General features: G+C 61.3%; 16 protein-coding genes and 1 pseudogene. 6 read left to right on the top strand and 11 right to left on the bottom strand.

The features are described from left to right. Positions 1–454: 454 nt before the first annotated feature. The 4 genes from AC50YA_RS22695 to AC50YA_RS22710 all read left to right on the top strand — a co-directional run bounded on the left by AC50YA_RS22695 (position 455) and on the right by AC50YA_RS22710 (position 1,620). The gene (locus AC50YA_RS22695) at positions 455–787 is read left to right on the top strand and encodes a hypothetical protein (protein WP_494984418.1); all 333 of its coding nucleotides are present in this window, start codon (positions 455–457) and stop codon (positions 785–787) included. Further along, the gene (locus tag AC50YA_RS22700; RefSeq protein ID WP_494984419.1) at positions 768–1,082 is read left to right on the top strand and encodes a hypothetical protein; all 315 of its coding nucleotides are present in this window, start codon (positions 768–770) and stop codon (positions 1,080–1,082) included. Before AC50YA_RS22695 ends, AC50YA_RS22700 begins: the two co-directional genes overlap by 20 nt. Positions 1,083–1,267: 185 nt before the next feature. Then, on the top strand, positions 1,268–1,414 hold the full coding sequence (locus AC50YA_RS22705) for a hypothetical protein (protein ID WP_494984420.1): 147 nt from the start codon (positions 1,268–1,270) through the stop codon (positions 1,412–1,414). Between the two features lie 5 nt (positions 1,415–1,419). Continuing rightward, on the top strand, positions 1,420–1,620 hold the full coding sequence (locus AC50YA_RS22710) for a hypothetical protein (protein WP_494984421.1): 201 nt from the start codon (positions 1,420–1,422) through the stop codon (positions 1,618–1,620). Positions 1,621–1,691: 71 nt separating this feature from the next. Here AC50YA_RS22710 and AC50YA_RS22715 read toward each other — a convergent pair whose 3' ends face one another. From AC50YA_RS22715 to AC50YA_RS22755, 9 genes and pseudogenes are all read right to left on the bottom strand, one after another. After that, on the bottom strand, positions 1,692–1,895 hold the full coding sequence (locus tag AC50YA_RS22715; protein WP_252613775.1) for a hypothetical protein: 204 nt from the start codon (positions 1,893–1,895) through the stop codon (positions 1,692–1,694). 501 nt (positions 1,896–2,396) lie between these two features. After that, the gene (locus AC50YA_RS22720) at positions 2,397–2,738 is read right to left on the bottom strand and encodes a DUF202 domain-containing protein (protein WP_308293078.1); all 342 of its coding nucleotides are present in this window, start codon (positions 2,736–2,738) and stop codon (positions 2,397–2,399) included. A 5-nt stretch (positions 2,739–2,743) separates the two neighbouring features. Then, positions 2,744–3,094: a YidH family protein gene (locus tag AC50YA_RS22725; protein ID WP_252613773.1), complete on the bottom strand. Its 351-nt coding sequence runs from the start codon at positions 3,092–3,094 to the stop codon at positions 2,744–2,746. 181 nt (positions 3,095–3,275) lie between these two features. Continuing rightward, positions 3,276–3,821 (bottom strand): annotated as a pseudogene (locus tag AC50YA_RS22730) (AMP-binding protein); the annotation flags it as partial. Between the two features lie 200 nt (positions 3,822–4,021). Beyond that, positions 4,022–5,404, bottom strand: a complete 1,383-nt coding sequence (locus AC50YA_RS22735) for an MFS transporter (RefSeq protein ID WP_252613772.1) — start codon at positions 5,402–5,404, stop codon at positions 4,022–4,024. Positions 5,405–5,415: 11 nt separating this feature from the next. Next, positions 5,416–6,048 (bottom strand): thiamine pyrophosphate-dependent enzyme, encoded by a 633-nt coding sequence (locus AC50YA_RS22740; RefSeq protein ID WP_494984422.1) that lies wholly within the window; start codon positions 6,046–6,048, stop codon positions 5,416–5,418. Between the two features lie 27 nt (positions 6,049–6,075). After that, positions 6,076–6,624, bottom strand: coding sequence for a thiamine pyrophosphate-binding protein (locus tag AC50YA_RS22745; protein WP_252613770.1), 549 nt, complete (start codon positions 6,622–6,624; stop codon positions 6,076–6,078). A 38-nt stretch (positions 6,625–6,662) separates the two neighbouring features. Continuing rightward, positions 6,663–7,577 (bottom strand): NAD(P)-dependent oxidoreductase, encoded by a 915-nt coding sequence (locus tag AC50YA_RS22750; RefSeq protein WP_494984423.1) that lies wholly within the window; start codon positions 7,575–7,577, stop codon positions 6,663–6,665. Positions 7,578–7,676: 99 nt separating this feature from the next. Further along, positions 7,677–8,612, bottom strand: coding sequence for a GntR family transcriptional regulator (locus tag AC50YA_RS22755; RefSeq protein WP_252613768.1), 936 nt, complete (start codon positions 8,610–8,612; stop codon positions 7,677–7,679). Positions 8,613–8,622: 10 nt separating this feature from the next. On the opposite strand from AC50YA_RS22755, the gene AC50YA_RS22760 reads away from it, so the two are divergent. Then, the gene (locus AC50YA_RS22760) at positions 8,623–9,132 is read left to right on the top strand and encodes a hypothetical protein (protein WP_494984424.1); all 510 of its coding nucleotides are present in this window, start codon (positions 8,623–8,625) and stop codon (positions 9,130–9,132) included. A 57-nt stretch (positions 9,133–9,189) separates the two neighbouring features. Here AC50YA_RS22760 and AC50YA_RS22765 read toward each other — a convergent pair whose 3' ends face one another. Beyond that, entirely contained in the window at positions 9,190–10,356 is a 1,167-nt protein-coding gene (locus tag AC50YA_RS22765) for a DUF8462 domain-containing protein (protein ID WP_494984425.1), read from the bottom strand. A gap of 290 nt (positions 10,357–10,646) precedes the next feature. Here AC50YA_RS22765 and AC50YA_RS22770 point away from each other — a divergent pair, with 290 nt between their 5' ends. Then, complete coding sequence (locus AC50YA_RS22770; protein ID WP_494984426.1) at positions 10,647–10,769, top strand: hypothetical protein; 123 nt, start codon at positions 10,647–10,649, stop codon at positions 10,767–10,769. Here the strand turns inward: AC50YA_RS22770 and AC50YA_RS22775 are convergent. Further along, positions 10,766–11,092 carry a hypothetical protein gene (locus AC50YA_RS22775; protein WP_494984427.1) on the bottom strand — a complete coding sequence of 109 codons (327 nt, stop codon included), beginning with the start codon at positions 11,090–11,092 and terminating at the stop codon, positions 10,766–10,768. The genes AC50YA_RS22770 and AC50YA_RS22775 overlap by 4 nt on opposite strands. Between the last annotated feature and the right edge of the window lie 156 nt (positions 11,093–11,248).

The raw sequence follows: 11,248 nt of genomic DNA on the forward strand, positions 1-11,248 counted from the left end.
AGCTCCTGCCCCTCCGACGACAACGCATTGTCACCCGCGCCGTCAAACGCAAGATGTCCAACTGGCCACTCAAACGAATACCAAAGAAACCTAAGTAAACGGCATTGGGGCTAGACGGGGTGGAGCGGACGCCTAGAATCCAGAGGACAGCAACCAAAAAACGTCGAAGACGTATACAACGGGCCAGGGCAGGCCGGAGCCCTGCGACGGACAGCACTGGACCCAACAGCCGGCCGCGCCAGCGGACGCCCGGTAACTGGTTGGAGCGCAGCGGAAACCATGGCCTTGAACGGGTTGTGCCCACTGGGGGCAGGTGGAGCCCTCCGCACAGCTCAAAGCTGTCCCCATTGGGTACAACCCGTTCCTGTCGGACCCCTCCCCCATACTTAATCCAGCGGCTCCCGAGCCGTTTTTTACGGCGCGTCTATTCGAATATATGTTCTAAGATTGTGATATGAACCCGGAGCAGGCCAGCAGGCTGCAAGCGCAGTATGCGCGGCGTGCCGGCCCGATAGGGCTCACGGTCGAAGAGCTGGACTTCGGGCAGTTCCCGGTCAAAAACGGGTTCCCCGGGATTCCGGTGAAGGCGTGGATCAGGTTCCTGAACTGCGCCGAGCTGGTGGACGGCGAGGTGTACGCCTGGACCGCCAAGGCCGCGGAAGTGACCTGGATGGACGGGCCGGTGACCTACCGGACGTGGGTGTGGAGTTCGGCGGTCACCCGCCGCGAAGATTTGATGAGACAGAACCTTGGAGAGCGTGCAGACCATGACAGCAACAGCCAATGAAACAGCCCTGGACGTTGCCGTGGACGTCCGGTTCACCCCGGCCGGCAACCCGCTGGCCGTCCGGTATAACGGCCGCATCTGGGCCGTCATGGCCGATCCGGTGCACTGGTTCACCAGGGACTCCTGGTGGGACACCAGGAGTCCCGTGCCGGTGGGCATCGGGAACGTGGTGGACATCGAACATTTGAGGGTGCAGGTTGGCCTGACGGCGAACTCGGCCTTGCGTACGTTCACGCTGCGCCGTGATCCCCTCTCCAGCCAGTGGCTCCTGGAGTCCATCACCGACGGCTACTAGGCGACGGTGAAACCGGAGCGCGAACCGATCAGCGATCAGATTTGGGAAGGGATCAGGGTGGAATTCACGCTGCCTGCCCTGGGGCAGGTCCACCGCTGGCTCTCGTGCGGGGGCAGCTGCACCAAGCCCTGGAGGGCTTGGCCGCACAGCTGCCGGGAACCCGAAGAGCCAACTAGGCTGATCCGGTGGAACTCACCGGAACGATCCAACTGGCTGACGGCAGCACCGACCACATCAGCGTTCACGGCGAGAGCTACGAAACCGCCAAGGCCGCACTCGAGGCCGCCATCCCTGAAGGCACGAAGCTGATCGCCATCCGCACGGACAGCTGAACGGGATGCCCGAACATAAGAGGACAGCGCCGCACCCGGAGTGGGTCCAGCTGTACCGGCAAGGCCTCACCACCACACAAATCGCCGCCACAGCAGGCGTCGGCCAAAGCACCGTCCGCTACCACCTGGCCATCGCCGCCGCCACGGCACCGTCCATCAGAGACGACCAGGGGCTTGAGGACCAATGCTCGGGAAAGTCACGCTAAGCCGAGTACTGGTCCTCAAGCCCCAATAATCGGACGTTACTTAGCGCTGACGCGCAGCACCCTTGCACGGGCTATTGATCGCGGAGTTCGTCCGGTTCTGTGTCCATTAGGGATTCGTGAATCGACCCGTTGAGCTTCTCCGACTGCATCATGAGCTCGAAAGCCAGGCTCTCAAGTTCCTCGGTCCGCTCAAAGAGCTTGACCAGTTCGTCCTTTGGCCCGTTCGGGAATACTTCCATGGCGAGCGAATGCAGGTCCAGGAGCTCATCGCGCATTTCCGGTGGACGGGTAACCCCCTAGCCGTTCAGATGCGTGCGCATTTCGTCAAAGGAATCCACCGCGTCGAGCAGATCCCGGGTCTCGAACGTCCCGTCATCCTCTTCGGGTGTCTACTCCGAAAAGCTCATTCATGACCAGAACCCTGCCCAACATAAGCCCAGAACAAGCTGTTATCGGGACTTTCCCGAGCATTGGTCCTCAAGCCCCAGTACCGCACTAACGGCGGTTAGTTCCCTCCGCGCAAGGAGCGCACAGGCTAAACTAACTGAAACTGCGACCACGCCGAGCCCATCAACCGTGTCCTTGAGCTTCTTGTCGCGCCACTCCAAACGGTGGTCCCTGAACCAACCGGAGGTCGTGCTGCACTACCTGTGCGCATCACCCCCCCCCCCCAGCGAACCTCCCAACAACCAACCCGATCCTTCGATGCATCGACCCTGCCGCTGGCAGGGAATGGNGACCAAGCAGAAAGCCTGCTGCCCTGATGTGGTGTGCAGTTAATCGGCGACGACAACGGTGATGCCAAGCCCGCCCAGTGATATCCCGGCGAAAGCTGTCCACAGGATGGCGGATGTATTGGCATCAAGACTTTCCCGTGTGAGACCGCTTGCACTGGCATTATAGCGCCGGCGCTGTGTGAGGTAGATGGCGCCGGCGGCGGCGATCGCCACGGCAAGCAGCAGCAGAATAGGCATGCCGTGATGGGGCAGCCACCGCAGGAAAATGGCACTCACGGTCACGAGAGCCATCATGGTGCGGCCCCATGCCAGGGTAGTCCGCTCAGGCTGAAGCCCGGGGTCCCCGTGCGGCTCGCCGATGTGTTGGCAGATGGGGGCCACGGGACTCAGCGCCAGAGAATGAATGTTGCGACGACTGCGGCAGCGATTGCCCCGGCCACTGCCAGTAGTGGAACGATGAGCGGCAGCGGTAGCGGCGTCTTGTTTCGCATGCTGCGCTCCACTTTGATCCAGCGGATCGCGGCCCCGCCGCTCAGCAGCATACCCAGAAGGAGCAGCAGCACTGCCAAGCCTTTTCGAAGCGGCTCCAGGAACAGGTCTGCTGTAAACGCCTCAATGGCAATGCCCCCGGCCAGCAGCGCCAGCGAGGTACGGATCCATGCTAGGAACGTCCGTTCATTGGCGAGCGTGAATCGTGGATCCGGTTCAGTGCCGCCAGGCAACAACCGTTCGGCCATTATTCCGCGTGTGGGCGGAACGGGACTGCTGGGCGGTGGCTGGTTGCTAGACACGGTGCCAGTCTCGTCGTACGGTAGCGGCCGTGAATGCCGATGCTATATGAGGACTTTGGGGGTGCTCATTAAACCGGATCCCTGACGGACTATAGCCGGCCGTGGACTGGCAGTTGTGCTCTCCACGGACTAGTTTGGCTTGGGTATCTTCGATACGGGAACGTAGCGCGCTTGCTGAGAAACCGGCAAAGACGACGGAGTGCGTCAGGCCGAGGAGGACACAGGCAAGCATGGTTACGATGGCCTCGGGAATCATGGGCATATAGATTGCGACTCGGTCACCGGGGACGAGCCCGAGGTGGGTGAAGGCGTTGGCAGCCCTGTTTACCTCCGAGAGCAGGTCGTTGTAGGTGAGGGCGCGAATGTCACCGGGTTCACCTTCGAAGTGGACGGCGACGCGGTCGCCGTTGCCTTCGAGTACGTGGCGGTCGAGGCAGTTATAGGCAACGTTGAGCCGGCCGTTCAAGAACCACTTCGCGACGGGCGCTCCGGACCAGTCGAGTACCTCTGTGAACGGGGAGTCCCAGTGCAGTCTTGTGGCCTGTGCAGCCCAGAGAGCAAGACGGTCCGCGTCCGCGGCGTCCTGAAGTGCTGGGGTGGCGTTTGCGTTGGCCGCGAACAAGGCGCTTGGTGCGTACGCCTGTTCTTTTGATTCCTGGGCCGAGAAGGTCATGGGATTCTTCCCCTTTTTTCTAGCGAAATGGGTTGTCTGCGCATCTGCAGCACCTGGAAGTGTCGCGGTTATCAGAAGTGGCGTTTTTTTGGGGGGCTTCTTGGCTTGCCGTGGGCCCACTTCCCCTATGGGCGGAGCGGCTTGACCATGATGCGGGGAAGCCGCTCCGCCCATAGGCCGGAGTTTTCATATCACCCCGGCTACGCTTCCGGGACGCCAACTTTCCGGCTGGGTTCGGCTGCAGGACAGCCCTCGGCACGCTCTAGGGAGTCGTATTCTTCTTGGGCATCACGTTGATACGTTTCGGGTGCGAGGATACCTGTAAGGGCACTTATCAGGCACACTGCGATCGTAAAGGCCGCGATGATCCAGAAATGTCCGTTGCCTGCCACGAGCAGGGTTGCTGCCAGCACCGGGGTGAAGCCGCCTCCAATCGCACCACCTAGCTGGTAGGCCATGGAGATGCCGCTGTATCGGACATTGGTCCTGAATTGCTCGGTCCACCATGCGGCGAGCGGTCCATACATGGCCGCCCATCCCACCCCCAGTCCGAGGGCGAACGCCAGCCAGATCAAGCTCACCTGGCGTGTGTCGAGGAGGAGGAAGACTGGAACGATCAAACCTGCGGAGAGGAGTGCCCCAGTCACGTAGACCTTCTTGCGCCCTATTTGATCGGAAAGGGCCCCGAAAGCGATCGTTGTGATGTGCATTACTCCAGCTGAAATGAGCACTCCGGTAACGGCTATGTCTCGCGGCATATCGAGATGATTCGCTACGTATCCGAGCAGAAAGACCGCGAACAGGTTGAAAATGCAGGCTTCGGCCAACCGCTGGCCGATCGCAAGGACTGTCGCTCGGCGCTGGGTTTTCAAGAGAGTGGCCAGCGGAAGACGCTCTTCTCGTCCTTGGGCGCGTACCTCCTGGAACGCAGGCGACTCCGAGATGGCGAGGCGAATGAAGAGTGCCACAAGGAGGAGGACGGCGCTTGCTAAGAACGGCACCCTCCAGCCCCAGGTAAGGAAAGCCTCCTCGCCCAGGTTTCCGGATACTAGCGCGAAGACGCCCGCGGAGAGCAGCAGTCCGCTGGCTACCCCGAGTTGGGTGATGCTGCCGTACACGCCTCTCCGTTTCCGGGGTGAAGATTCGACGGTGATCAGTACGGCGCCGCCATATTCGCCGCCGATGCCTATCCCCTGAAGCAGCCGACAGAGGACGAGCAGGATTGGTGCCAGCATCCCCACCGTGTCGTAAGTCGGCAGCAGGCCTACGAATACAGTGGCCACTCCCATGATGATGAGGGTAAGAACCAGCATCTTCTTACGTCCGATTCGGTCACCGTAGTGAGCGATGATCAAGCCACCCACCGGGCGTGCCAGATAGGCGACGCCTAGGGTTCCGAGGGAGAGAATCATTCCCAGCTGAGGGTCAGCGGTTGGGAAGAACAACTTGTCGAAGATCATGGCAGCTGCTGTGCCATAGAGGAAGAAGTCGTACCACTCGATCGTTGCTCCGATGTAGCTCGACAGCGCAACCAATTTGATGGGCGCCTGCTTAGGCGCAGATTTCGTCGTTGAACTCTGCATGTTGGGTCTCCTTAGAAGGACGGTCCGCGGGCGGTGCCCGCGGCTTCTGTGAGCGCCGCCTGAAGCAGGCGCGCTTCTTGCCCCATTCGCACGTACTGGTTGTCGGGGAATGCTGCGGGCGGGTTGTCGACGGTCCACGGGGCGCTGCGGTCCGGCTCGATTTGGAGGTGGACGAAGGCCGGCGAGGGGCCGGCCAAGATCCGCGGGAGAGCTTCACGCAGATGGTCTTCGTCGCCGATGGTGTAAGTCGCCGCATAGCCCGCTGCTTCCGCAAGGCCGGCGAAATCGGTGGTTCCGGCTGAGGGCACCGGCAGGTTCCCGCCACCTTCGAACCATACGCCGTTGTCGAAGACGAAGTGCACGTAGTTCTGTGGTCGCGCTCCGACCACGGTTGCCAGGGATCCCAGCTGCATCAGGAGGCTTCCGTCGCCGTCGAGTACAAGGACCGTACGCGCGGGCTGCGCGAGCGCGAGTCCGAGTCCGAGGGCTGAAGCGCCTCCCATCATAGGTACGGAGCTGACGTTCAGGGGGCTGGGTGATGCGGCGTGGAAGAACTTCATCCCGGTCATCGTTGATACCGAGATCGCGTCTGGGGAACGGTATTCGGCAATGATGGACACGGCTATTCGGCTAGTGAGAGGCATTGGTACTCCTGTAATCGCTGGCTGGGCTTAGGTCCACGCCGTTGGCACTCCGATAACGAGGGCTGTCGGCCAGGATCGTTCGCGTGAGAGCTCGTACGCGCGTCGGACGTTTCCAATGTCTTCCGGCCCTTCGAGGCTCAGGTGGGGGATCTCGAGTGTGTCCAGCAGGGGTTCGAGCAGGCGGACCACTCGGCGATCGGAAAGTGCGGGATCCTGGCCGAAGTTCTCCTCCTCGCGGCCGAACTGGCCGATCATCATGAAGATCGGAAGACCGCAGTCAAGGCCAATTGCCCTTAGATTGTTCACGCATGCATACAGTCCCTGGTTCTGAATGATGACCACAGGGTTGGCGCCTCCGAGGTACAGTCCCGCGGCGATGACCACGGCTTCGTCTTCAGTGGACGTGTGGATCACTTCGACATCGGGAAGGTAGTTTTCGCGCAGTTTGGCATGCACGGACATCTGGACGAAGTCGGGGACCGTGACCACGTGCGTGATCTGACAGGCGGCCAGTTCGTCGAGGATAAGCTCGCCCGGTACGGCGAGACGATGTCCGACTGGTGTAGAGGTGGTCATAGCGTTCCTCTCGGTTCGGATTGATTTCGGGTCGATGCTCAACGAAGTTCGGTGCCGGCGCTCTTCTCGGCGACCTTGGCCAGCGCGCCCCAGTCTTCTTGTCCGTAGCCGTCCTGCTGTGCCTGCAGGTAGCGCTGGTACGACTGGCTTACCGTCGGGAGCGGGATGCTGCGCTTCGCAGCCATTTCAAGCCCGATTCGCATGTCCTTGGTTGCGAGGTCGACACTGAACCCAGGGGCAAAGTCACGGTGAGCGACCTTGTTAGGAAACGTGTTGCGCAGGTGCCAGTTGTCGGCCCCGGTGGCCGAGAGGGACTTGATCATGAGGTCAAGAGGCGCCCCCGACGCCGCTCCAAGTGCCAGAGCTTGTGCCACGACATCGGCGATGGTTGAGGATACTAGGTTGTTGACAATCTTGATCGTGGAGGCAAGGCCGAGCTCGCCGCAGAACACGACCTCGGTCGAGATGTGGTCCAGGAGCGGCCGGATCGCCGAGAAAATTTGTTCGTCCCCCGCCGCAAGGAGCGACAGTTCGCCGGCTTCGGCAGCGGCGGAGCTTTTCCCCATGGGAAGGTCCAGAATCGCAGTACCCAGCTCTGCGAGTCGCTTACCGAGATCGAGGACGGCGTCCGGGCCGATGGTCCCAAGGTTGACCACTACCTTTCCCTCGCTGAGCAGGCCAGGCGTGGAGGCTAGGCCATCGGGGCCGAAAATCGCGGCCTCGGTGATTGCTGGGTTGGGCAATAGGACGAAGAACGTCTTAACCGACGTCGGCAGGTCACGGGGAAGCGTGACGGCCCGTCCGCCGTCTTCCTCGAAGCGTGTGCGCCGGCCGGGATCCAGGTCGCAGCCGACCACACCGCCCTCTCCAACAGCGAGGTTGCGGGCAACGGGAAGTCCCATTGCGCCGAGCCCGATGACGGCGATTGTCTCTGTGGCGAGTGTGTTTGACATGGTGTTTCTCCGTATTTCTGTGGGGATATATATGGGCATGACGGGATAGCCGACGTAATGGTTACGGCGAGCTGGGTAAGGTTGAAGGTGACTGGGGGTTTAGCTGGTTCGGCCGTCGAAGTCCAAGACCGAGGCAAGGCGGGTTGCACTGGCGCTCAGCCGAATTTGATGCAGTTCGGGCACGAGGAAGTAGCGTCCGCATTCGACGATGGTTCCGGACAGATCCTTCGTCTTCCGCTCCAGAATCAACAGGGAACTGGCGGGTTCGACGTTGAGCAGGGAAGCGACATCGTCGTTGGCGGGACCGGCGGTGAAGGTGTAGTCGGCGGCGCGGGGAACGATGCCGAGTTGTTCCTCCAGAATGTAGTAGATAGGGGTGGTCGCAAGCAGGTTGCGGTCGATCTTCTGTCCGATATCAACAGGCAGGGTACAGTCGAAGAGCGCATGCGGACGACCATTGATCCGGTGCAACCAGCGGAACCCGAAGCCCGGGAGATCCGGTCCGCCGATTGCGGAGGGTACGTCCCAGCCCGTCCGCCATTCACTGTCAACTAACTCCGTGGTCTTTTCACCCTCAGCTGTCAGCGACTCTACAAAGGGGCCGAACCGATCTATCGACTGCGTTACTGGACGGAAGGCGACAAACGTTCCCCGCCCATGTTGAACATCAAGGACTCCGCTCTCGGTAAGGGCTTTTATCGCCCGCCGAATGGTCGTACGCGAGACGCCCAACCCCTGGACGAGTTCAGCCTCTGAGGGTAGTTTCGCGCCCGTTCCCAACTCTTCGGCAAACGAGCGCAGCTTGTCCGCCACCTGGGCGTGTAGAGCCTGCTGGCCATCGAGTTGGATGTGGTCCCCATCACTTATGGTCTGTAGCATGGGGACAACACTAGGAGACGTCTGCAGACGTGTCAACAGGTCGCGATGCTCATAGAAAACCTCCGCGTAGCCGGATACGTTGCCTGATTTGAATTCCTCCGCGTAGCGGCGTGGTTTCCGGATGGGGCGGCGTATGGGGACTATGCCCGTTTTCATGGAGCTAACGATGGTCCAGCGGCAAGCTGTGACAAAGAAGAAAGCCCTCGCCTACAAAAGCACCGATCGTGCAGGGAAGTCCCGGATCCTGAACGAGCTGGTCGAGCTGACCGGTTGGCACCGCGATTACGCCCGGACCGCTCTGCGGGAGGCCCTGGTCCTGAAGATCGTCAAGCCCAGACCGGGCCGGACGCCGGTCTACGAGCCTGATCTGCTGCCATCCCTGGTCACGTGCTGGGCGGTGCTGCGCGCCCCTGCCGGCAGGCTGCTGGCCCCGATGCTGCCGGTCCTGGTGCCGCTGCTGCGCCGGGACAAGGAGCTTGAGGTCACCGACGCGCAGGCTGCTCTGCTGATGCGCATGAGCGCGGCGACCATCGACCGCAAACTCGCCGGTGAACGGGCGAAACTCTGCCCGCGGGGCCGCTCGCACACCAAGCCCGGCATACTGCTGAAATCCCAGATCCCGGTCCGGACCTGGGCCGAATGGGACGAGGGGCTTGAGGACCAATACTCGGCTTAGCGTGACTTTCCCGAGCATTGGTCCTCAAGCCCCTGTCCTCTCACGGCAGCTCAAGGCTCAATTGGACTGGCGTTTGATGAAGGACGCCATTCCTGGGACTGTGAAGGCGATGACTCCATGCTCGGGAGCGTAGACGAGGCCCTTCGCGATCAGATTTGCGCGAATCGGGCCGAAACTTGCCGGACTGCGTCCCAGGCGCGCTGCTATTTCCCCCGATGAGCTGCCTTTGTCGCTGTCTTCGGCCATGGCCCTGAGGTAGTTCTGTTCGGCCCGGGTTGCCCGGTCCCATCGGGCGCGGAAGAATCCGCTGTCCAGGGCTGCCCGGCCGTTAGCTGCACCGACGCGGGCGTCCTCGTAGGTGATGCTCGCGCCGGTGGCGGCGTTCCATGTGTCCTGTCCGAATTGTTGCAGGAAGTACGGGTAGCCGGCGCTTTCGTTGACGATGAGAGCGACGGCGGAGTCGTCCCACTCGACCCCATCCTCGGCTGCGGGCTTCGTCAATGCTTCCGAGGCGACGGGTCCGCGGAGTTCCTCGATTTTTTCGTAGTTGAACCGTTCGGCATAGGATTTCGCTTCCGCGAGGACTCTGGGCAGGCTCGGCAGGCCGGCAAAGGCGAAAAGTACGCGCCAGTCATCCTGGGCGGCGGCGTGGGCGATGGCGCAGAGCGCTACCAGTTCGGCCTGATCAAGATCCTGGGCTTCGTCAATCAGGATGGCCAGGCCGACGTTCTCCTCCTCTGCAGCTAATGCCAGGTCGTGGATGAGCTTGCGGAGGTCGGTTTCGAGGACGCCAGTGTCCGCTCCCCCGCCGGATGCTCCTGCAAGGTCCAGACCGAAGTTCCAGGTTCCGCTCTGGTCATAAGAGGCTTTGAAGCTGACGGCTGTCTTCAAGGCCTTGAGCAGCCGGCGCCCGGCCGACGGGCGTGCCAGATCGGCAAGAGGCGCGTGAAGGGCTTCTCCCAGCGCCTCGCGCAGTGCCTTGCCGGCGCCCGCTTCGACTTGTGCGACGAGCCAGTCCCGGTTGTTCGCGGACCGGCGGAAATCCGAGAGCAGGACTGTCTTGCCCACCCCTCTCAACCCGTAAAGAACGAAAGGCTGAGCCGTCCTGCCTGCTTCAACACGTTCGATGGCAACCTGCCAATCCCGGCGGGGCTGGTCGCGTCCGACAAGGGCCGCCGGTTTTCGTCCTGCTCCGGGCGAGTAGGGATTCGATACAGGGTCCATGCAGCCTCATCTCTACGAATGTCTAGTGAAGTATATACAACTATAGCAAAACGATAGATATCGGTAGATATTGCTAGTGTTGGGCTGGACCACGCTGCCGCGGAGCCCCCCGACTTATGACACCGGCAGGTGTGTTGCGTGGATCACATTTCATCTACGGTTATTCGGGGCGCCACAGCGTCGTGGCTCCCAACTTAGAGCGGAGAAAATTTCGTGACGACAGACAAGCTTCGAGTGCTGGTCGGGTGGACCTCGACTGCGCGAAGGCCCAGGTTGCGGCGCAGGGGCATGTGACATCCAAAAGCGTACGCGGCCTGTACGCGGTCATGAAGCGCGCCAACTCGCTCACCGCCGGTATGGCCCTGGAGCTCGATATGACCCGGGCCGGAATCTGTTCACTTACTCCGAGCTAACGAACGAGACCAAGTGCTTCTTCCAGGGCCTGTCGCCATATCACTAGGTGACCTGCGTTTTCCTTTGCGCGTTTTTCCAGCCCCGTGGTGAGTCGTATGGTGGCAACCCCGTCATGGAATCGCTTGTAGAGCACTTCGAGTTCGTGGATATGGTCCACGAGGCCGAATCCGGTTGACTCACGAATTTCTGCTGTCCGAGCCAGCACAGAGTGCTTCATGAGAGCCTGATAATCCAGCTCTGCCGGATCCAGCAAACCCATGGGCGTTTCAGGATCGTCAACAAGGTCCGGCCTGCGTCGCCAGATCTCGCTGGCAAGGTCCACGGGGAGGTAACGATGTAGTTTCCTGACGTAGTAACGGGCCGGAGCCCCGGAATTTTTCAAGCTGAACGGTACCAACGGGAGTTAGGCGGCTGACTGTTCGGGGATTTCCTTGGGTTGGTTGATCCACGCCGGTCCTGGGAGGGCGAGTATTTTTGG

Source organism: Pseudarthrobacter sp. RHLT3-21 (genome assembly GCF_059383495.1).